At 62.5% G+C, this 19,662-nt stretch carries 20 protein-coding genes; 9 read left to right on the top strand and 11 right to left on the bottom strand.

The window, feature by feature from the left end; genetic code table 11:
- Window positions 1-34: 34 nt before the first annotated feature.
- Both RVAN_RS00805 and RVAN_RS00800 read right to left on the bottom strand, forming a co-directional pair.
- Window positions 35-388: a hypothetical protein gene (locus tag RVAN_RS00805; RefSeq protein ID WP_013417858.1), complete on the bottom strand. Its 354-nt coding sequence runs from the start codon at window positions 386-388 to the stop codon at window positions 35-37.
- A 158-nt stretch (window positions 389-546) separates the two neighbouring features.
- Entirely contained in the window at window positions 547-816 is a 270-nt protein-coding gene (locus RVAN_RS00800) for a hypothetical protein (protein ID WP_013417857.1), read from the bottom strand.
- A gap of 375 nt (window positions 817-1,191) precedes the next feature.
- Here RVAN_RS00800 and RVAN_RS20710 point away from each other — a divergent pair, with 375 nt between their 5' ends.
- Entirely contained in the window at window positions 1,192-1,905 is a 714-nt protein-coding gene (locus tag RVAN_RS20710; RefSeq protein ID WP_013417856.1) for a hypothetical protein, read from the top strand.
- 258 nt (window positions 1,906-2,163) lie between these two features.
- A complete protein-coding gene (locus RVAN_RS20630) occupies window positions 2,164-2,805 on the top strand; it encodes a hypothetical protein (RefSeq protein ID WP_013417855.1) in 642 nt (213 codons plus the stop codon).
- Between the two features lie 41 nt (window positions 2,806-2,846).
- Here the strand turns inward: RVAN_RS20630 and RVAN_RS20445 are convergent, their stop codons facing one another.
- Window positions 2,847-3,062 (bottom strand): DUF2842 domain-containing protein, encoded by a 216-nt coding sequence (locus tag RVAN_RS20445; protein ID WP_013417854.1) that lies wholly within the window; start codon window positions 3,060-3,062, stop codon window positions 2,847-2,849.
- A gap of 142 nt (window positions 3,063-3,204) precedes the next feature.
- On the opposite strand from RVAN_RS20445, the gene RVAN_RS18530 reads away from it, so the two are divergent.
- On the top strand, window positions 3,205-3,990 hold the full coding sequence (locus tag RVAN_RS18530; RefSeq protein ID WP_169309494.1) for a hypothetical protein: 786 nt from the start codon (window positions 3,205-3,207) through the stop codon (window positions 3,988-3,990).
- Between the two features lie 344 nt (window positions 3,991-4,334).
- Here the strand turns inward: RVAN_RS18530 and crtI are convergent, their stop codons facing one another.
- Together crtI and RVAN_RS00765 are read right to left on the bottom strand one after the other, a co-directional pair.
- On the bottom strand, window positions 4,335-5,867 hold the full coding sequence (crtI, locus tag RVAN_RS00770) for a phytoene desaturase family protein (protein ID WP_013417852.1): 1,533 nt from the start codon (window positions 5,865-5,867) through the stop codon (window positions 4,335-4,337).
- A 19-nt stretch (window positions 5,868-5,886) separates the two neighbouring features.
- Complete coding sequence (locus tag RVAN_RS00765) at window positions 5,887-6,180, bottom strand: DUF1330 domain-containing protein (protein ID WP_013417851.1); 294 nt, start codon at window positions 6,178-6,180, stop codon at window positions 5,887-5,889.
- A 185-nt stretch (window positions 6,181-6,365) separates the two neighbouring features.
- Between RVAN_RS00765 and RVAN_RS00760 the strand changes: the two genes are divergently transcribed.
- Together RVAN_RS00760 and RVAN_RS00755 are read left to right on the top strand one after the other, a co-directional pair.
- Window positions 6,366-7,292, top strand: coding sequence for a polyprenyl synthetase family protein (locus tag RVAN_RS00760; RefSeq protein WP_013417850.1), 927 nt, complete (start codon window positions 6,366-6,368; stop codon window positions 7,290-7,292).
- A gap of 23 nt (window positions 7,293-7,315) precedes the next feature.
- Complete coding sequence (locus RVAN_RS00755) at window positions 7,316-7,858, top strand: sterol desaturase family protein (RefSeq protein ID WP_013417849.1); 543 nt, start codon at window positions 7,316-7,318, stop codon at window positions 7,856-7,858.
- Here RVAN_RS00755 and RVAN_RS00750 read toward each other — a convergent pair.
- The 3 genes from RVAN_RS00750 to crtY form a co-directional block, all read right to left on the bottom strand.
- A complete protein-coding gene (locus tag RVAN_RS00750) occupies window positions 7,855-8,526 on the bottom strand; it encodes a GNAT family N-acetyltransferase (protein ID WP_013417848.1) in 672 nt (223 codons plus the stop codon). The two genes, RVAN_RS00755 and RVAN_RS00750, sit on opposite strands and share 4 nt — an antisense overlap.
- A gap of 221 nt (window positions 8,527-8,747) precedes the next feature.
- The gene (locus tag RVAN_RS00745; RefSeq protein ID WP_013417847.1) at window positions 8,748-9,722 is read right to left on the bottom strand and encodes a phytoene/squalene synthase family protein; all 975 of its coding nucleotides are present in this window, start codon (window positions 9,720-9,722) and stop codon (window positions 8,748-8,750) included.
- Between the two features lie 14 nt (window positions 9,723-9,736).
- Complete coding sequence (gene crtY / locus RVAN_RS00740; protein WP_013417846.1) at window positions 9,737-10,927, bottom strand: lycopene beta-cyclase CrtY; 1,191 nt, start codon at window positions 10,925-10,927, stop codon at window positions 9,737-9,739.
- 354 nt (window positions 10,928-11,281) lie between these two features.
- On the opposite strand from crtY, the gene rpsD reads away from it, so the two are divergent.
- Entirely contained in the window at window positions 11,282-11,899 is a 618-nt protein-coding gene (gene rpsD, locus RVAN_RS00735) for a 30S ribosomal protein S4 (protein ID WP_013417845.1), read from the top strand.
- 155 nt (window positions 11,900-12,054) lie between these two features.
- Window positions 12,055-12,399, top strand: a complete 345-nt coding sequence (gene fdxA / locus RVAN_RS00730; protein WP_013417844.1) for a ferredoxin FdxA — start codon at window positions 12,055-12,057, stop codon at window positions 12,397-12,399.
- Window positions 12,400-12,522: 123 nt separating this feature from the next.
- On the opposite strand, the gene mtgA is transcribed toward fdxA, so the two are convergent.
- Window positions 12,523-13,299 carry a monofunctional biosynthetic peptidoglycan transglycosylase gene (gene mtgA, locus RVAN_RS00725; RefSeq protein ID WP_013417843.1) on the bottom strand — a complete coding sequence of 259 codons (777 nt, stop codon included), beginning with the start codon at window positions 13,297-13,299 and terminating at the stop codon, window positions 12,523-12,525.
- A 97-nt stretch (window positions 13,300-13,396) separates the two neighbouring features.
- Between mtgA and RVAN_RS00720 the strand changes: the two genes are divergently transcribed.
- Entirely contained in the window at window positions 13,397-14,287 is an 891-nt protein-coding gene (locus tag RVAN_RS00720) for a polyprenyl synthetase family protein (protein ID WP_013417842.1), read from the top strand.
- Between the two features lie 243 nt (window positions 14,288-14,530).
- The gene (locus RVAN_RS00715; protein ID WP_013417841.1) at window positions 14,531-14,905 is read left to right on the top strand and encodes a response regulator; all 375 of its coding nucleotides are present in this window, start codon (window positions 14,531-14,533) and stop codon (window positions 14,903-14,905) included.
- A 34-nt stretch (window positions 14,906-14,939) separates the two neighbouring features.
- Here the strand turns inward: RVAN_RS00715 and RVAN_RS00710 are convergent, their stop codons facing one another.
- Window positions 14,940-17,585 carry a PAS domain-containing hybrid sensor histidine kinase/response regulator gene (locus tag RVAN_RS00710; protein WP_049779156.1) on the bottom strand — a complete coding sequence of 882 codons (2,646 nt, stop codon included), beginning with the start codon at window positions 17,583-17,585 and terminating at the stop codon, window positions 14,940-14,942.
- 341 nt (window positions 17,586-17,926) lie between these two features.
- Entirely contained in the window at window positions 17,927-19,546 is a 1,620-nt protein-coding gene (locus RVAN_RS00705) for a glucan biosynthesis protein (RefSeq protein WP_013417839.1), read from the bottom strand.
- Between the last annotated feature and the right edge of the window lie 116 nt (window positions 19,547-19,662).

Raw genomic sequence — 19,662 nt, 5'->3', positions numbered from 1 at the left:
ACATGAGGCGCAGAAGCCACCCGCGACGCCGGCCTCAATACTGACGCTCAAACAGCCGCAGATATCCCGGGTTGGCCCGAGCAAGGATGTTATCCTGAATGCTCGCATCGGAATCCCAACGATAGCGGAAAGGCAGATCCTCGTCGTAGGGATACTGGCTGTAATGGTATCTGCCGTAGCAGCCGCCCTGTGCGCACGGGCTGACGCGATAGCAGTTGTAGGCGCACCAGTTCGAGAACAGGTCGCCGCGCCCAGAGTAACGTCCGGTATCTGACACGCGGATCGTCTGCACCGGCGAAGCGGCGGGCGCATCGAACCTCGGCAGCGACTGGGCTTCGACCGCGAGAAACATCGACGCGGCGACGCAAAACAAAAATGACGCTCTCATGGCGTTCGATCCTGATTGGCGGTGTGCTTTAAAGCCAGATCGGCAAAATTGCACGCCGATCCATGGTCTCGAAGGAGATATGGCGGCGGCGCGCAGGCTACGTGGCAATGGACAATGGCAATGGACAGGGAGGCTCGCGCCTCCCCTTTTTGTATCGGCTAGAAGAAGAGGAAGCCGACGCCGAACAGGCCGCTGTTGCCGCCGCAGCCACAGCCGCAGCCACACGGGTTCACAACCTTGACGTAGGTCGTGGTGGTCGTACAGCAGCTTGTGGTCGTGACGACGCGCCTCTTGTAGCAGCCAACTTTCACGATGGCGCTGGAAGCAGAGGCGTCGACGCCGGTGGTTGCGAGCGGGAGCGCGGAAGCACTGCCGGAAGCGAGAGTCGCGGCCGTAAGGGCGGCGATAGCAACGACAAGTTTCTTCATCTTATCCTCAACAGGATTACACGTACACGCAGCGTCAAGGCTGCACTTCATCCTATGGCTTAGCGGATAACGGTTCTATTAAGCTGCACAATACAACCACAGTATCCGGATTAATATATAGCGTCGCGCTCGATGTTTTTTACTATTATATATTTTATGCGCTATTTCATAAAATATTTCGTCACGCAATACTCGGCCTAAACGATGAGTTATTTATTTATGCACTCGTAACTTTAATGAAACCCAATCGGTAACAAGGATATTTTCGGCGAGACGCCCGGAAAAGCTCCGGCGCGGGCATCGGGAACGGACGGATGTCCCGTGGTTTCGCCCGACAGTCGAACATACGGCCACAGTCAAGGGAGCGGGTTTGTCATGCGTATCAGAGGATCGATTTTCACAGGTGTCCTGCTCGGATTGGCAGCCGTGGCCGCACCGGCGTTCGCGGCCACCCCGGGCTCGGGCGTCTCGGCGACCACGGCCAGCGTCGCGGATGTCGCAACCCTCGTCAGAGGCGAGGGAGGCCGCGGAGGCGGCGGCGGCATGGGAGGCGGCGGCTTTCGCGGCGGCGGCGGCGGCTTCGGCGGAGGACCGGGCATGGGCGGCGGCGGTTTCCGCGGCGGTGGCGGCGGCTTTGGGGGCGGACCAGGCATACGTCCCGGTGGAGGCCCCGGCTTCGGCGGAGGCTCCGCGTTTCGAGGCGGCGGAATGGGCGGCGGCCCCCGGTTCAGCGGACCGGGAGTCGGTGGCCCGCGCTACGGTGGACCCGGTCGAGGACCAGCCATGCGAGGTCCGGGGTTCGCTGGCCCGCGCTACGGTGGACCCGGTCGAGGACCGGCCATGCGCGGCCCGGGGTTCGCTGGCCCGCGCTATGGTGGCGGTCCCCGTTGGGCTGGCCCCGGTCCGCGTTACAGCCGCAACTACGGACGGCGCGGCGGATATTGGCGGGGCGGCCGCTGGATCTGGTATGGCGCGCCGCTGGTCGGACTTGGCGTCTACGGCTATGGCAGCAGTTGCTACAACAACTGTCTCGCCGCCGGATATGGCCCGGCCTATTGCTCGACCTACGCGTCCGATTTTTGTTACTGACGTCGGAGTTTTCGAGTCGAAAAGAACACGCTGTCGAAGCCGATAAAAGCAAATCTTGAGAAAGGGCCGCCGTAACTGGCGGCCTTTTTTTTTGCGAACGCGGCACACTTCGCCACAAGTTACAATTTTTGACAGAATGTCTTTATGATCGCTGCTTTCCGCGATTATACTCTATCTTGTTGAGCTGCGGCGAGACGGGTTTGCCGCGCGCTTTTTCGCCCCGATTGAGGCATCTCCGGGCACAAAAGAGGGACTGCCATGACGTTGAAAGGAACTATGATCGCGGTGATCGCCGCCATTGGTCTATGCGCGGGCACCGCTTCCGCCGCAATGATCGACGCCGGCGCACAAAAAGCGATCTCGAAGAACGGAGTGAGCACGTTCACCCTGATTGCAGGACATGGACGCGGTGGAGGCGGCGGCGGTAACTTCGGCGGGGGCGGCGGCGGCTTTCGCGGCCACTTCGGCGGAGGCGGAGGCTTTCGCGGGGGGCATTTCGGCGGTGGATTTCGGTCGCACGGCGGCTCCGCGCCGATGTTCAGGGCGGCACCGTCCGGCAGGGCCTTCGGTGGCCATCCCGGCGGCTTCAAACCCCACGGACAGCGAAATTTCTCCGGCGTGCCGCACGCCAGGCCGTACGGCTTCGGGGGCCAGCCGGGTTTCGGAAAGCCGTATTACGGGGGCAAGCGCCCATTTGCGGGCGGCAAACATCCGTATCGCGCGGGGGGCTGGGGAAATCACCGTCGCCGCTACTGGCGTAATGGGCGCTGGTATTGGTATGGCGCGCCGTTGATCGGGTATGGCATCTACAGCACGTATGACAGCTGCTACTGGAGCTGCATCAACGACGGTTACGGCCCCGCCTATTGCACGAACTACGCCACGAATTTCTGCTACTGACGCAAATCGAAGAGGGCCGCTCAACGCGGCCCTTTTGCTTCTCAGACCTCGCCGGGGCGCGGCTTCAACATCCACCTGATAAGGATGCCCGCCCACACGACCCAGATCACCGTAATCACGAGATAGAACAGCAGGTGCCGCCAAAGCTCCGTGCCGGGTAGGCGTGCGAGCGCGATGGAGATGGTGAACAGGAAATAGAAGACGGATCCGAAAACAAAAACAATCACGCCGATCAGTTTTCTCAATCGCGGGTTCATGCCTTTTCCGTCCTGTCCCATTCGCATGTGCAAAAGCCAACCGCGTTGATAGTCGAGGCTTGTGGGCTGCGCAAATTTTCTTTTTAGCTCAAGGCCAAGCTGGGAGCGCACTCCTGTCCGGGGGGAGGGAGAAGCGCACCCGGTGGCTGACAGGCCGGCGTCCGCCGCGTTTCCTGCGACGGACGCCGTTTCGCAACTCAATTCCGGTGGCTCGATGAAAAAGTTGTTTTTTGTACCAGTTGGTATCGCTGCTTTTGCCATGATCGCGAGCGTGAGCTATTCCGCCGATCCATCCAAACCGAAGCCGGATGAGGTAAGCGCGGCGCAGAACGGCGACGCTTCGCAGACACAGCCAGCGAAGCTAGCGCAGGCCGAAAAGACCGCTCCCGCGAAGGCGGTTACGACGCCCGCCGCCGCCGTGAAGCCCGCTGTTTCTGAAAAGGCAGAGCCTGCGAAAGCCGCTCCCGCCGCGACTAAGGCCGAGGACAAGAAGGCGGCGGCGACCGCGAACACCGTCGCAAAGCCCGTCGAGACGAAAACTGCGACATCCGCCAAGCAGCCCGATGCGAAGTCTGCGGTGAAACCTGCCGATAAGCAGCATGAGGTGAAGGCGGCGGCGAAGGCCGAGGACAAGAAACCGGTCGCGACCGTGAACACCGTCGCAAAGCCTGCCGCCGCTGAGGCCAAGGATGCGAGGCCCGCACCCACGAGCGCAGCCGCCGCGAAGCCCGCCGTCGCGAAGAAGGCCACGGTCAAGAAGAAGTCGGCCAAGCGCTATGGCAAACACCACGCAAAGCGCCTCCACCGCAAGCATCGCCATCTTCATCGCTCGCACAAGCGTCATCACCGCAAGCACAATCACCGCAAATACAAGACACATCACGCTTCGAACGCCGCGCAACCAGCTACGGCGGCAGGCTCCGTCTAAATCGCTTCGTTGAATCTGGAGCAATTTGACGCTGAGAAGAGGGGCTCGCCAGATTTTGAGGGCGCGGCAAAGACGGCGGTTTTCCTTGGAGACGAACAGGAACAGGCGGGTTTTCCCATGTCGGGAAGACCCGCGTTCGCGCGTGAGGTCGCATCGCGTCAACGCGTGCAGTCGCCGCGTTACGTCGACCGGGCGCATGCGGACCATATCGGCGAACTGCCGCCGTTCAAGACGCTGGCGATTGGGCGTAAACCGCAAAACCGAACGCCAGTTTTGCGCCGCGATCACCGGCGCGTCGCTCTCGATTCCATCAAAAGCGACGCCCTGTTTCGCTCAAAAACGCTCTATGACCGCGCGTGCGGAATGAGCTTGTCGATCACCTTTGCCGAGCAGATCACGCCTGGAATACCCGCGCCCGGATGCGTGCCTGCGCCCGTTAGGAACAGGTTCTTGATCCCTTCCGCCTTGTTGTGGAAGCGGAAATAAGCAGACTGCGTAAAGTGCGGCGCGAGCGAGAAGCCCGCGCCCTCATGGCTGAGATAGCCGTGCTTGAAGTCGGGCGGCGTCATGACCATCTCGGCGCGGATCGTCTCGGACAGGCCCGGCAGGATCGTGCGTTCGAGGCCCGCTACGATGCGATCGCGCAGTTTCGGCCCCTCAACGCTCCAGTCGATGTTGCCCTTGAGGTTCGGCACCGGACACAGCGCATAGAACGCATCGCAGCCTTCCGGCGCAAAGGTCGGGTCGGTCGCGGTCGGACGGTGCACGTAAAGCGAGAAGTCGTCCGCAAGCACCTTCTTGTTGAAGATGTCGTCGAGCAGGCCCCTGTAGCGCTTGCCGAGCCAGATGGTGTGCCGCTGGACGTCCGGATATTGACGGTCCGTGCCGAAATAAAGAACGAAAAGCCCCATCGACAGCCGCGCCGTCTTGCGTTTGAGCTTCGCGGACAGGCCGATTTCGCTGTCGGGAATCATGTCGCCGAAGAGATGCATCGGGTCCACGTCCGACACCACGATATCGGCGGAGACCGTCTCGCCGTCCTTGAGGCGCACGCCCTTCGCGGTCCCGTTCTCGATCACGACCGAAGACACCGTCTCGCCGAGGCGAATGTCGACGCCCTCTTCTTCCATGAGCTTGCCCAACGCTGACACGATCGCGCCCGTGCCGCCTTCGGCGTAGAACACGCCCCATTTGCGTTCGAGATAGTGGATCAGGCCGTAAATGCTCGTCGTGTTGAACGGGCTACCGCCAACCAGCAGCGGCTGAATCGATAGCGCCTGCTGAAGCTTCGGGCTGTGGAAATATTTCGTCACGAAATCCCAGATCGTGCGGTAGCTGCCGAGCTGGACGAGGCGCGGGATCTGGCCAACCATCGTAAACGGATTGTGGAACGGCTGGTCCGCGAGGTTTGTGAAGCCCGCGTCGAAGAGCTGCTTCGAGTGTTCCAGCATGCGCAGATAGCCGTCGCCGTCGCGCGGATCGATGCGGTTCATCGCGGCGAGCGTCTCTTCGAGCGTGCCGCCGTAATCGAACGTGGAGCCGTCCTCATCAAAGAAGAAGCGATACCACGGCGTAAGCGGCTTAAGCGTGAGGTAGTCTTCGCTCTTCTTGCCGAACAGATCGAACAGCTCCTCGATGAGGAACGGCGCGGTAATCACCGTGGGCCCGGCGTCGTGCTTGAAACCGTCCTTTTCGAACACCTGCGCGCGCCCGCCGAGCATGCGACCACGGTCGATCAGCGTCACGCGATAGCCCTTGGCCGCGAGACGGAGCGCCGCCGCGATGCCGCCGAATCCTGCGCCGACGACGAGAGCGGTTTCGGCGCTTCCAGCGCGTGAGCGTGCAGGCGCTTCAGTGTTCGCGACGATCTGATCCATGGCTTTTCCCTATATGGTCTTACGGTTCGACGCCTTCGACGATGACGATCTCGCCCTCGGAAAAACCGGCGCGATGTGCGCGGGCGGCCTGATATTCCAGCGAGTTGTAGCAATCCACCGCCGCCTCGAAGGACGGAAATTCGATGACGACATTACGCGCGCGGCCGGTGCCCTCCGCTGCGGTAAAGCGTCCTCCCCTGGCGAGGAAGCGCGCACCGTGAGCTTTGAAAGCGTCAGCCGCGCCCGTGACATAAGCCTTGTACGCGTCGGCATCTTTTACATCGACGCGGGCGATCCAGTAAGCTTTCGGCATGGTGTCAACCTCCCCGAACACCTTGGCCCCGAATGCCGCAGTGTGTAAAGTTCAGTTTACAAGCCAAGGCTCATAGGCCATACCGTTTTGATGGCCAAGCTGTTTTTACGTAGTCTTTCAACGGGCATCGGACAGATAGAGGCCAACATCAAGCCATCGTCAAGTTACCACTACGGGAATCTTACATGGGCGGCCAGCTAGACGTTTACATGATGCTGCGGGCGAAAATCGAGTCGCGGCTTGCGGAACTGGTTCGGTTGGACGGGCCACTCGATCCATTGCAGGGTTCGCTGCGGCACAGCCTTCTCGCCCCCGCCAAACGTGTCCGCGCCGTGCTGACGCTCGTTGCCGCCCGCGAACTTGGCGGTCGTGAAAGCGATGCGCTCGACCTCGCCTGCGCGGTCGAGATGATCCACACCTCCTCGCTGATCCTCGACGATTTGCCCTGCATGGACAACGCAGCCACCCGGCGCGGCATCCCCTCCAATCACCGCGTCTTCGGTGAGGCGACGGCGATTCTCGCCTCGATCGGCCTCATGAACCGCGCCTATGGCGTCGCCGCCGCCTCGGCAAAGCTTTCGGCCGACCAGCGCGCCGAAGCCGTTGGCGTGCTCGAATGGTCCGTCGGCCTCGAAGGGCTGGTGCGCGGCCAGCATGACGACCTCGCGGACTACCGCGCGACCATGAACGAAGCGCAGCTCGAAACCATGTATGCGCAGAAAACCGGCGCTCTTTTCGCCGCCGCAGCCGAATGCGGTGCGATAGTTGCGAATAATCAAGCCGCGCGCCCCGCAATGCGCAAATTCGGTCTTGATCTCGGCGTAGGATTCCAAATCTTAGATGACGTGCTCGACGCGCATGCGACGAGCGACCGCGCAGGCAAGGACACGTCCAAGGATTCCGGGCGCACCACCTTCCCGAGCCTGCTCGGCGTGACGGAAGCGGCGGAAATCGGCCGCACCAAGATCGAAGGCGGCGTGGGCGCGGCGGTTGCAGCGGCTCAGGCAGCCGGAAGCGACGGGCGTCTGTTCACGGCGTTCGCCTCGCGGCTAGCAGAAGCATTTTCCGAGCTGATGCCGGAGTTTCGAGGGAAGCTCGTCGTCAGCGCATAGGATCGAACAACGGCAGAGGATCGATGAGCGACTGGCTACTTTACATCGCATTGTTCTTCGCCGTTTTCTTCTTCATGGAGGGCACCGCATGGTTCCTCCACAAATACGTCATGCACGGCTTCCTCTGGGTGCTGCATAAAAGTCATCACGAGCCGAGAACCGGCGCGTGGGAGCTTAACGACGCGTTCGGCATCTTCTTCGCCGGCATCGCCATTGCGTTGATCGCGTGGGGCGTGCAGTTCGGCGGCCCGACATGGGCTTGGGTCGTCGGCGCAGGTGTCACGGCTTATGGCTTCGTCTATTTCCTCGCGCATGACGTGCTGGTGCATCACCGCCTCGGCGTGAACATCCATCCGAAAAGCGGTTATCTCCGCCGCCTTTATCAAGCGCATCGGCTGCATCATGCCGTGGATGGCAAAGCCGGTTGCGTGTCGTTCGGGTTCGTCTTCCCGCCATCGCCGGACCGCCTCAAGAAGAAGCTTCAGGAACTCGCGCCGCTGCGCGCGGCCCAGCGCAACAAGCTGGACGCGAAGCGCTTCACGCCGAACGGCGAGACGCTGCATTAAGCGCCGGAAGACGGCGACGCATCAAGCGCCCTCAATCTAACCGTCCCCTTGCCTTCCAGCGGCTGCATCATCGCAGTGATCAGCTGATGGTCCGCAGCTTGTGCGTATACGCCTGTGTAAATCCCGCGCAGCCAGGCGGCCACCGTGTCGGCTGACACCGATTCCTGCCCCTTAAGCCCGTCGACCAGCAGCCACATTGGCGGTACCTCCCCGGGCAGGCCGAACGGCAGCACATAGGTGTGGCCCTCAACCCTACGGCAGCCGAACCTTTGGTAAAACCGCAAGCGCCTCCACGCATCGTCGGTGTCGGGCGCGCCAAGGCGGGGCGCGTCGACTTCGAGCAGACACGGCGCGCCCGGCGCGACTTCGGCGGCAAGAGCGCGCGCCGCGTCATAGGTCCGCCCGCCGACGCCACCCGACCGGATGTTTGCGTCGACCGCGAGATATTCGAGAAGCCAAAATGCATCGTCGGGCGCGAAATAGCAGATGGCGAACGCGATCACGCGCCCCTCATCGAGCGCCACGAGAAGCCGACGGCTCGTATCGCCAAGCATCTCGCGCACCATCCATTCCGGCTTCTGCTCCGCGCGCGCGATGGAGGCCCGATAGATCGCAATGAGTTGTTCCAGGCGATCTTCGTCGCCGCGAGCGAGGACGGCAAATTCCATGGTTCAACCTTGATGCTGATTGTGCATGTGCTTCACCGCGCTTCGCAAAATGCAGCGGTGCTACCTCACGCGCGCCCTTCCCGATTGCGGCGCCCTTTCGAGACCGCAACGCTCAGGGAGCGTCGGACAACCGTGAAGGGGTAAATCCCCCGGAATGAGGCTGCACAAACGAAAGGGCGAAGTTGCCTTCGCCCGAGCATGATAATGGAATACGTCGCGCGCTATCGCAGAAACGCGAACGGCCGGTTCCGCCGCGTGGGCTTACCGAGTTCCGGCACCGTCCAAAGGCCATCGCGCGGGGGCGCATAGCCAATCCTGAGCGTTGTATGCGCGCGAACCGCCGCCGTCGCTCCCGAGAGTGCCGCCGCAAGCTTGCGCATCGGCCCGACGATGGCGCGACCGTCCCAAGCGCTTTCGCCCCTGTTTGCAACAAGCCTACCGATGTCGCGATAGACCCGCCGCGCCGCGCCGATGCCGACCGCTGCGCCAAGCGGAAGCCGCTGCATGCCGAACATGGCCGAACGATAATACTGGTCCGCTTCACATAGAAGACGCTTCGTCACCTCGTAAACCTGGCGACGATATTGCGGATCGGCGACCTTGTCCTCCGGGACGCCCGCCTCGCGAAGCCACTGTCGCGGAAGATAAAGGCGACCGGCCTTCGCGTCTTCCACCACGTCGCGGCAGATATTGGTGAGCTGGAACGCGATGCCGAGATCGGACGCGCGGTTCAGCGTCGGCCGCTCGCGCACACCCATGATCATCGCCATCATTACGCCAACGACGCCCGCGACGTGATAGCAATAGTCCAGCGTGTCTTCGAGGGTCTCGTAAACGCGCTCGTTCACATCCATCTCGAAGCCGCGCAGAAGCTCCATCGGATGGCGCTCGGGAATGTGATGCTTGTGCGCCACGCGACCCAGCGCCACGAAAACGGGCTCGGTCGCCGTTCCGGCAAGCGCAGCGGCCGTATCGCGGCGCAGCCCTTCGAGGCGTTCCTGCGGCGATTTTTCGCTACCTGTCTCCCGGTTGAAACCGAGGATCTGGTCGTCGATCACGTCGTCGCAGTGACGGCACCAAGCATAAAGCATCATTGAGTCGTAGCGCGCGTCACGCGGCAAGAGCTTCGCCGCCATGGCAAAGCTCTTGGAACCTTTCTCGATAAGCTCGTGGCTGAGTGCGATGATCGGGTCCATATTTTTCAGCTCGGTTAGCTTGGCGATGATACAGGCTGAGGGATGGGGTTAACTCGGGTTTCCCCCATAACCCTTACAGCTTTATGAATAGGCACAGGTGGCCAGCCTATAAGAATCCGGGCCTGATCCGCAAGAGTTAGGCTTGAGCTGTAGAAGCGCTCGATGAGCGGCTCGTGCAGATCGTAGAAGCGTTGCAGTACGCGATAGCGCGTCTCGGGCTTCGCGGCCCAGAACAGCATACGGTTCAGGAGGCGGAAAAACCGCTGCTCCCTCCAGTGCTGGTGCGCCCATTTATGGGTGATGCGATGAAGCGACTCGCTCGTCAGATGATCCATGGCGGCGATAGCATCGGCGCAACGCACCGCGAATGGGAAGGAATAACTCGTGGTGTGGTGAAAAAAGCCGCCGCGCAGGCCGAGCGCCGGCACACCATCGGCGTTCTTTTCGAGGATGTCCGACACGTCGCCGCCAAGCACGATCGGCAGCACGCCACGCTCTTCGCGCTCGATCTCAGCAATCTGCCAGCCGCGTTCGCGCGCGTAGTCTAGGCAAAGCTCGCGGTGCGTGTGCGCGTCGATGGCCGGGTTGTCGCTATAATATGTGTCTTCGATCAGCATGGTGTCGTCCGTGAAAGGCAGGGTATACACGAAACGATATCCGTCACGCTGGCGAACCGTCGCATCCATGATAATCGGATAGGGTTGCCCGTGCGGCCGTTCGAAGCGGACGACCAATCCCAGGAACTTCTGATAGCCGATAGTCAGGTTGTCCACGCGCCCGATGCCCCTCGCATCGATGACGCAGGGCGCGCGCAGCACCTCGCCGCCCGAGAGCACGACCTGATGCGGCGATACGCTCAGAACACGGGTCGAAAACCGCACACTGTCTTTCAGAACCGGAAGAGCCGCGTCATGCAGCGTTTCGGAAAAGATGGAGTTGTAGCCGGATTTCAGCGTGCGCGTGTGTTTGGGGAAGCGCACCTGCTGCTCGGACCACGAATGTGCGACAAAGGGCGCAATCCACGCCCATGCGTCCTCTGATATATCGGTAGTGTGGAAGGACCATGTGTGGTTCCCCCCGAATTTGTCGTCGGCTTCTAGAACGAGGACGGATAGCTCCGGCTTGACTTGGCGGAGACGATAGGCTGCGAGCGTGGCTGCAAGGCCACCGCCAGCAAAGATCACGTCGAAATCTCGGTCGCTCATACGGGGGCTCTTGTCCTCAGAATTGACCTATGTCAACGGCGCTGCCCGTATAAGGTTTCCCGGAAACCTGTTTTAAATCCAGTTCGGTCGTTTGACTTTTTCGTGTTTGAGCTTTGTCAGGCCCGAGCTTGCGGCAAAATCCGATCTCGGTCAGTATTGTTCCCTTTCATTTCACACCGCAGCACACACTCAGTTTTGCGCTTGCCTCGCCCCATCCGAAGCGCTATCTCTGCCCGATGGTGGCTTACAGCCGCCTTTTTGCATGCCCGTGACGGCTTAAGCGCCGTCTGTCGGCAGGGAAACCTGCAAAGGAAGGGCCTGCTCCAACATTCATCCTCATTCTGGAGCACAGACATGACGAAGCGCGCTTCCGCGAAACATAAAATCGACCGCCGCCTTGGCGAAAATCTTTGGGGCCGCCCGAAAAGCCCGCTCAACAAGCGCGAATACGGCCCCGGCCAGCACGGTCAGCGCCGCCGCGGCAAGACGTCGGACTTCGGCACGCAGCTCAAGGCGAAGCAGAAGCTCAAGGGCTATTACGGCAACATCACCGAGCGGCAGTTCCGCCTGATCTACGCCGAAGCGACGCGCCTTCGCGGCGACACCTCGGAAAACCTGATCGGCCTTCTCGAACGCCGCCTCGACGCGGTCGTCTACCGCGCGAAGTTCGTCGCGACGCCGTTCGCCGCCCGCCAGTTCATCAGCCACGGCCACATCTCGGTCAACGGCCGCCGCGTCAACATCCCGAGCTATCGCTGCCGCGCGGGCGACGTGATCGAAGTTCGCGAAAAGGCGAAGCCCCTCGCCTTCGTTCTTGAGGCGACGCAGAGCGCCGAGCGCGACGTGCCTGACTATCTCGAAGTCGACCACGGCAAGCTGACGGCGCGCCTTTCGCGCATTCCGCAACTGTCGGATGTTCCTTATCCGGTGGTGATGGAGCCGAATCTGGTCGTCGAATTCTACTCACGATAAGTTTCGTTTCCGGGGAAGACGGGCGGGAAGCGTGATTTTTGCGAATGCGATAACGCCATTCGGATCAATCACCTCCCGGCTTGTTTCCCTTTGTCGAATGCGCTATCGAGGCGCTTCAAAGGACAAGCCGCGCGGCTCGGCTTCGGAGAAGTTCCATGACTTACGTTGTGCTGGATGCCTGCATCAAGTGCAAGTTCACCGATTGCGTTGAGGTGTGCCCCGTCGATTGCTTCTACGAGGGCGCGAACATGCTGGTGATCAGCCCGGACGAATGCATCGATTGCGGCGTCTGTGAACCGGAATGCCCGGTGGACGCGATCAAGCCCGATACCGAGCCGGGCCTTGAGAAGTTCCTCGAAGTGAACCGAGAATACGCCGCGCTTTGGCCGAACATAACCGTCAAGAAGCCGCCGCTGCCGGACTACGAGAAGTTTCAGCAGGAAGCCGAGAAGTTCGAAAAATATTTTTCGCCCGATCCCGGCGAAGGCGACTCGGAATAAAGGGCGTCCGTCCTTCCGCCACAGCCACTTCCCGGCCGAGCATGAGCGTTCAACGAATCCCTGAGGATGTCGCGAGAACCTTCATGCGCGGGCGGTCCGCTGAAGCCGGCACCGACGGCTGGATCATTCCTGACTCGCCTCGTCTTCGGCTGGCGCTTCTTCCTCAAGCACACAGAACGAGTTGTCGCTTTCCCGCGCCGCGCGCACCCGCAGGCGGTTGGCGAGCGCTGCCACGCGCGGTCCCGGCTTGCCCGCATTGCGGCGCTTCGGATTCGGTAGCGCTGCGGCGAGTTGCGCGGCCTGCTGCATGGTCAAATCTTCCGCTGAGGTTTTGAAATGATGCCGCGCCGCCGCCTGCGCACCATAGACGCCGGGTGCCCACTCAACGATGTTGAGGTAAATTTCCATCACGCGCCGCTTGCCGAGCACCGCGTCCATGAAGCTCGCGAGTGGAATTTCTAACGGCTTCCGCAGCCACGCCGGATCACTCCACAGGAAGAGATTCTTCGCGGTCTGCATGGTGATGGTGCTGCCGCCGCCCTTCGGCTTCCCGGCTTTCACCGCGTCGACCGCCTTGTCGAGCGCCTGCCAATCGACGCCGTGATGCTGGCAGAAGCGGCCATCCTCGGACACGATCACCTGCGCGATGAGGTTCGGCGAAATCTCGTCGAGATCGCGCCAATCATGCGCGACGGGACGTCCCAGTAACGCCTGCCTCGCCATCAGCGCCGACAGCGGCGGATTGACAACCGCGTAGACGAGCGTCAACACGTACGGCGCGAGGAGAAACACGCCGAGCGCAATGAGAACGATGCGCAGGGCGCGGCCGCGCCAGCCACGGTTATGCGGGCGTGTCACCTCGGCCAGTCGCTCGAAGGTCTTTGGCGCTAAATCCGTCATGACGCAGCTCGCAAATCGGGCTTGAGGATCATACTCATCTGGTCCATGGTGCGCCCGCAGAAATACCCGGCATCCAACAATAAATCCCAATCCTGTCATGACCTTTACAGAACGCCTCGAAGACCATGCAAGCCGTGTCGAACGCCATCTCGACGAATGGCTTTCCACAGATAAACTCGGCGCTGTGCCGGACAGGCTGCTCGACGCCATGCGCTACGGGACGCTCGGCGGCGGCAAACGGTTTCGCCCGTTTCTCGTCATCGAAAGCGCGGCGCTGTTCGGGGTGCCGGTCGAAAAGGCGCTGAACGCGGGCTCTGCGCTCGAATGCATCCATTGCTATTCGCTCGTGCATGACGACCTTCCCGCCATGGACAATGACGACCTGCGGCGCGGGCGGCCGACCGTTCACAAGGCGTTCGACGATGCAACGGCGATCCTCGCGGGCGATACGCTGCTCACGGTCGCCTTCGAAATCATAGCGCACGAATCGACGCATCCGAACCCGGCGGTTCGCGCGGCTCTCGGCCTCGAACTGGCGCGCGCGAGCGGCGGGGCCGGCATGGCTGGCGGCCAGATGCTCGACCTCATGGCGCCCGGCAAGATGCTCGGCGAAGCGGACATCCGCACGCTTCAGGCGATGAAGACCGGCGCACTCATCACATATGGTTGCGTCGCAGGCGGCATTCTCGGCGAAGCCAGCAAGGCAGAACTCGCCGCGCTGAAGACCTATGGCGATGCACTGGGCGCGGCCTTCCAGCTCGCGGACGACCTGCTCGACGCCGAAGGCGATGCCGCCGTCGTCGGCAAGGCAACCGGCAAGGATCAGGAAGCGGGCAAAGGGACGCTCGTTTCGCTGCTCGGCCTCGAAGCCGCACACGCGAAGCTTCAGAATTTAAAGGCGGAAGCGCTGGGCGCGCTGGCGCCGTTCAAGGGGCGGGACGCGATGCTCGCGGGCGCGGCGGAATTCGTGGTCGCGCGCAAATTCTGAGGCGAAACGGCACCGAACGAGCCCGCCCCGCCCGTCGCGGAAGGCAGCTCGTCCGGCCGTTGCCGATCCTGCTCACGCAACCTTGAAGCGGTGTTGAGGCGAAATCTTTTCGACGCTTCAGAAAAAATGTAGACTCCCTCAATGCCGGGTTGCATGATCTAAAAACCGAGTGACAAGCTCAAGTATTTTTCGGCGCCCGAGCGCCGAGCGCTTGCACCGAGAGTGAGTAGGAGCCAGCGTAATATGGTGGAGCAACGAGCCCTTGCAGGCGCGCGCGTTCTGATTGTCGAGGACGACGCTTTATCTGCCCACGTGGCGCAGGAGATGCTGGCAGAGCTGGGCTGTAGTGTCACGGGGGTGGCCGCTTCCGTGGATCAGGCCCTCCACGAGATCAACAACGAGAAGCAGCTCGATTGCGTGATGCTTGACGTTCGTCTCGGCCGTGAACTGTCGAGCGACATCGCGACCTACCTGCTGCAGCAGAACCTGCCGTTCATCATTTGCAGCGGTTACGACATCAAGCTGCCCGGCATGAATATACCGGTGGTGGACAAGCCCTATACGGTCGCCGCGCTCGCGCAAGCGCTTAGCTTGGCGATGACGCAAAAGGCGCTTTAATTCGCGCTTCCCTCCGGCTTCTCTCGTCGTTCTTTTACGTTTCCGGCGCGGTCTTTTTCGCGCCGAGCGCCATGGCGAGGACGCGTTCCAACTCCAGGGAGCGGAACGGCTTCGAAAGACGCGGCAGAGCATCCACGTCTGCGTCTCCCTCTTCGGCGAACCCCGTAATCAGGACGGCGGGCAAGTCCGGCCGCAGGTCTCGCGCGCGACGCACGAGTTCGCTTCCGAGCATCCCCGGCATGCGTTGATCCGTGATGAGCACGTCGCAGCGGCAGCCCTCTGCAAGGTGGTGCAGCGCGCAGGGGCCGCTCTCCGCCTGAATGACCGTATGGCCCAAAGCCTCAAGCATCGCAGCCGCACCGTCGCGCACGAAGTTGTTGTCGTCGGTGAGTAGAACGACAAGCGGCTCGACACCCGACGGTTCCGGTGCGGGGGCCCCGTCCGCCACCGTCTCAGCCTCCGCTACCGGGAGCCATAGCGTGGCGCGCGTGCCCCGGCCGGGCTCGCTTTCGAGGTCGAGCTTCCCTCCGGACTGCGCGGCAAGACCGTGGATCATCGAAAGGCCGAGGCCGGTTCCCTTGCCGATCCCCTTGGTCGAATAGAAGGGCTCCACCGCGCGCGCCAGCATTTCCCGCGTCATCCCGATGCCGGTGTCCTCGAAGGCAAGCGCTATATAACGTCCGGGGGCAAGGTCCGAGGCCGTCCCCTCCTCGATCGTCTCCGCTGACGCTGAAATCGTGATCGTGCCGCCGTCCGGCATCGCGTCGCCTCCGTTCACCGCGAGGTTCAGGAGCGCAACCTCGAATTGGCTCGGATCAACACGGGCTCGGGGCAGGCCATCGGGGATTTCGACGCGAACGTCGATCCGCGAGCCAAGAGCTCGTGCAATCAGATCGTGCAGCCCAAGGATGAGGCCCTTGAGATCGACGGCGCGCGTGTCGAGATGCTGACGCCGGGCGAAAGCAAGCAGCCGCTGAACGAGAACGCGGGCGCTTTCCGCCGATTGCATCGCATTGGAGATCAGCGCATGCAACCGCTCGTCCGGGGCGATCCGTCGCTGGAGAAGCTCGAACGCGCCCATGATAGGCGTCAGCAGGTTGTTGAAGTCGTGCGCGATCCCGCCTGTAATCTGCCCTACGGCTTCAAGGCGTTGGCTCTGCAGGAGCGCCTCGTGGGCCTTACGGCGCGTCGTGATGTCGGCGGCCTCCGAGACGACGGAGACGACCTGCCCTCGTGCGCCGCAGATCGGCCGCATGGTGAAGTCGAACCAACGCGGGCCGCCCGGAAGGTTGAGGAGGATTTCGCGCCGGACCGTCTCGCCTGTCACCACTTCCGCGAAAGAGGACCGGATGAAGTCCGGCATTCCCGGCGTGTCGGAAAACCACGGCGTGTCCCAGAACGGCTGGCCTACGACAACATCGGCCGTATCCGCGCCGATGGCCGCAAGCGAGGTCGGATTGGCGTCGAGGAGTGTGCCGTCGAGCGCGGAGATGCACTTCGAATGATAGCTCGTGTGAAAGATGGCTCGCATGCGAGCCTCGGAGCGCTCCAACGCCTCCGCGCCTTCCTTCTCGGCGGTGACATCGCGACCGTTCGCGTAGATGAGATCGCCATCGGGCGCGATTAGCCATGACGTCCAGCGATAGGTGCCATTCTTGTGCCGGAAGCGCACCTCGATCCCTTTGGAGCCGCCGCGCGCGAAAAAAGCCGCGCCGGTCGCGGCAGACTTGTCGTCAGGGTGCAAAAAGTCGCAGTAGGACTTGCCGGTGACCTCCTCGGGCAGCCAACCGAGTACGGCGGTCCACGCCGGGTTTGCCGCCCGGAACACGCCTTCGCTGTCGGTAATGAGAAGCATGTCGCGGGCGTTGTTCCAGGTCCGCTCGCGCGCCTCGTCCGCAGCTTGCGCGCGCTGCTTGAGATTCGCCGAAAGATCGAGCCACGCGCGTTCGGCGGCGCGCTGCTCGGTGATATCGGTGTGAATGCCGACCCACTCGGACACCTCACCCGCATCATCGAAGACGGGAAGCGCCCGAACGGAATAGCGCCGCAACTGGCCATCGGGGCGGCGGACGCGATGCTCGAAAACGAACATGCTCTTCGTCGAAACGGCCGCTTTCCATGCGTCGAGCGTCGGTTGCACATCGTCGGGATGAAGCACGGCCTTCCAGCCGAACCCCTGGTATTCATCGAAGCTCTGGCCGGTCAATGCAGCCCATCCCGGCTGCTCGCCCCACATTTCACCCGCGGCGTTGTTGGTCCAGAGCACGCCCCGCACGGCATCGACGACGGCGCGACAACGGCGATCCTCCGCCTCGGTTCCGAGAGCCTCCGCACGGGCGAGGACATGAATGCAAACGAGTTCCTTGCCGCGCAGAACAGGCGTCAGCGTTGCAATCAGGGGAACAGCGCGGCCGTCTGCGCTCACAAGATGCGTTCGCGTTTCAAGCCCCTGCTCGCCGAGGCCGTCAAGCTTGCCCGGCTCCGCCAACTCTCCCGTGGCGACATCGGAAAGGCGCAAACGCAGGAGATCCGTCTCCCGGCGGCCGGTGAAAACGCAGAACCGCTCGTTCGCGCTCAGGAAATGCCCACCGGCGTCGAGTGTCGCGAAGGCCGCCGCGCCCGCGGTCGGCGGCTGGCAGCCTGCGAGATCCGTCAGCCGGTCACTCGGCTGTCTCGTCATTTCATGACCAACGAAGGGGTTTCCTGCGATTAGCACGGGGCAAAGCTCGAAGGTCTCAGAACGAGGGTAAGGTGCGGCAAAAGATAGGCAAAGCTCATGCCCATTCCAATTAACGTGAACGGATGGCGCGGAGCGAAGTTCCGGCCCGATGCCCAACCGAGCGAGGAAGCGCAAGCTCCGCGCATGTTCACGATTGCGCCCCGCTGGGCGCATCGCGTCCCTTGACGATGTCCTGCGTCAAAATGTCCGATGCGCCAGCAATCCGCAAGCCAGCCCAAACGCTCGCGCGTCCGCCCGATCAACCCCGGCGCGGACGGTGCCGTCCGCGCGCCTTAAGCCGGTCAATAACCCAGCGGCCGGGCATCCGTCACGAAGGGATGGTATTGATAGAGCCACGTCTCGCTCAACACCTTGTCGTTCGCGCGCAGATAGAGACGCAGTTCGACCGGCTCGCGGCCATCGACGCTGAGGTCGAAATGCGCGCGCCAGTGCCCGGGTACATCGTCCGGCACGGCCTCCGCGACCATTGAGCGGACATTGCCGCGCGAGGCCCAGACCACGACCTCCGGCTTCACGCCGCTCGGCAGTTCCTTGAGCGGGCCGCCGAGGAATTCGACCGTGAACTTGCGCACGCCATAGGGCCGGATCGTTCCCGGTTCACCGCCACGGCCGAACCGGGTCGCCACGCAGCGCGCGAGAGGCGTCGGATAGGGCTCGTCGGCGAGCCAGTGAACCCTGTAGGCGAGGTCGATGCGGTCGCCGGGCTCAGGCCGCTTTTCCGGGTTCCAGTAGACGACGATGTTGTCGTTGATCTCGTCGTCGGTCGGGATTTCCACAAGCTGGACGGTGCCCTTGCCCCAGCCTGTACCTTTCGGCTCGACCCAGGTCGACGGGCGCTTTTCGTAGCCCACGCCGTCCTGATAATGGTCGAAGGCGCGGTCGCGCTGAAGCAGGCCGAAGCCGCGCGGATGCTCATCGGCGAAGCTCGAAATCGTGATGTGCTCAGGGTTGTTGAGCGGACGCCAGATGCGCTCGCCCTGCCCTGTCGCAAGCGAAAGCCCGTCGGAATCGTGCACCTCGGGCCGCCAGTCGATCCCGGCAGGCTTCGCCTTTTCGCCGTACCAGAACATCGATGTGAGCGGTGCAAGGCCCAACCGCTCGACGGCCTCGCGGAAGAACAGCGTCAGTTCGATATCCATCACGACGCCGCTCGTGCGATGCAGATCGAACTTGTATGCGCCGGACACGCTCGGGCTGTTGAGCAGGGCGTAAACCGTGACGGTGCGCGAGGCGGGCGGCGCCGGCATGAACCAGAAGGAAACGAAATCCGGGAACTCTTCGTGCCCCGAGCCGCCGGGCGACAGCGCGATGCCGCGCGCCGACATGCCCACCTGTCCGAGTTCGCCCTTCGCACGGAAATAGGATGCGCCGAGGAACGTCACCCACGGCTCGGCCTTCTTCCAGTCTTCCTTGCCGTCGCGCGGCTCCATCACCCAGAAGCCCGCCAGGGATGACGGCTCCGGCGCGAGACGCGCGGCGGGGCTGTCCGGTGCGATGGTGAAATAGGCCGGATCGTAGAGGATTTCGCGCGAGACGGCGCCGCCCGCGTTCTGTTCGAGCGCGTGCATGCGCACTGTCTTCGGGAAGTAATAGCCCACATGCTGGAACGTGATCGGGAAGGCAGCGTCGTGGCCGTCGCCGTAGAGCGCGTATTCATGCTTGTATTTGAGCTTGCCGTGCGCGTCGTAGTCGATGGCGGCGACGGTCGCGGGATCGGGCCGAGGCGGCGGCGCGTAGGGCGCTTTCGACAGCGCTTCCGCGTGCGCCTTCAGCCAGTCGAAGGAAAACGGCTGCGGATCGCCGAAACGAAGGCCAGGCGTAGGCGTGCCGGCAAACGCGGGAAGCGCCGCGGCCGCCTGAGCTGCCAGCGCGAGTTTCATGAAACTGCGGCGATCGAGCATGGAAAAGGTGCCCCTCGTGAAATCCTCGGACGCGGGTCAGCCGGCCCGCCTTGTGGCGATGTCTCTAGCGGGGCTTTTGGGAAATGGGAAGGCGCAATTTACGAACAGGTTGTATT

The sequence above is a fragment of the Rhodomicrobium vannielii ATCC 17100 genome, from assembly GCF_000166055.1.
GTDB classification, from domain to species: domain Bacteria; phylum Pseudomonadota; class Alphaproteobacteria; order Rhizobiales; family Rhodomicrobiaceae; genus Rhodomicrobium; species Rhodomicrobium vannielii.
The sequence above is the reverse complement of the archived record's forward strand: the minus strand, read 5'-3'. Positions and strand labels throughout refer to the sequence as shown.

Coding starts and splice junctions, on each gene's coding strand:
- RVAN_RS00805 (WP_013417858.1), bottom strand. CDS start 388: ATGAGAGCGTCATTTTTGTTTTGCGTCGCCGCGTCGATGTTTCTCGCG.
- RVAN_RS00800 (WP_013417857.1), bottom strand. CDS start 816: ATGAAGAAACTTGTCGTTGCTATCGCCGCCCTTACGGCCGCGACTCTC.
- RVAN_RS20710 (WP_013417856.1), top strand. CDS start 1,192: ATGCGTATCAGAGGATCGATTTTCACAGGTGTCCTGCTCGGATTGGCA.
- RVAN_RS20630 (WP_013417855.1), top strand. CDS start 2,164: ATGACGTTGAAAGGAACTATGATCGCGGTGATCGCCGCCATTGGTCTA.
- RVAN_RS20445 (WP_013417854.1), bottom strand. CDS start 3,062: ATGAACCCGCGATTGAGAAAACTGATCGGCGTGATTGTTTTTGTTTTC.
- crtI (WP_013417852.1), bottom strand. CDS start 5,867: ATGGATCAGATCGTCGCGAACACTGAAGCGCCTGCACGCTCACGCGCT.
- RVAN_RS00765 (WP_013417851.1), bottom strand. CDS start 6,180: ATGCCGAAAGCTTACTGGATCGCCCGCGTCGATGTAAAAGATGCCGAC.
- RVAN_RS00760 (WP_013417850.1), top strand. CDS start 6,366: ATGGGCGGCCAGCTAGACGTTTACATGATGCTGCGGGCGAAAATCGAG.
- RVAN_RS00755 (WP_013417849.1), top strand. CDS start 7,316: ATGAGCGACTGGCTACTTTACATCGCATTGTTCTTCGCCGTTTTCTTC.
- RVAN_RS00750 (WP_013417848.1), bottom strand. CDS start 8,526: ATGGAATTTGCCGTCCTCGCTCGCGGCGACGAAGATCGCCTGGAACAA.
- RVAN_RS00745 (WP_013417847.1), bottom strand. CDS start 9,722: ATGGACCCGATCATCGCACTCAGCCACGAGCTTATCGAGAAAGGTTCC.
- crtY (WP_013417846.1), bottom strand. CDS start 10,927: ATGAGCGACCGAGATTTCGACGTGATCTTTGCTGGCGGTGGCCTTGCA.
- rpsD (WP_013417845.1), top strand. CDS start 11,282: ATGACGAAGCGCGCTTCCGCGAAACATAAAATCGACCGCCGCCTTGGC.
- fdxA (WP_013417844.1), top strand. CDS start 12,055: ATGACTTACGTTGTGCTGGATGCCTGCATCAAGTGCAAGTTCACCGAT.
- mtgA (WP_013417843.1), bottom strand. CDS start 13,299: ATGACGGATTTAGCGCCAAAGACCTTCGAGCGACTGGCCGAGGTGACA.
- RVAN_RS00720 (WP_013417842.1), top strand. CDS start 13,397: ATGACCTTTACAGAACGCCTCGAAGACCATGCAAGCCGTGTCGAACGC.
- RVAN_RS00715 (WP_013417841.1), top strand. CDS start 14,531: ATGGTGGAGCAACGAGCCCTTGCAGGCGCGCGCGTTCTGATTGTCGAG.
- RVAN_RS00710 (WP_049779156.1), bottom strand. CDS start 17,585: ATGACGAGACAGCCGAGTGACCGGCTGACGGATCTCGCAGGCTGCCAG.
- RVAN_RS00705 (WP_013417839.1), bottom strand. CDS start 19,546: ATGCTCGATCGCCGCAGTTTCATGAAACTCGCGCTGGCAGCTCAGGCG.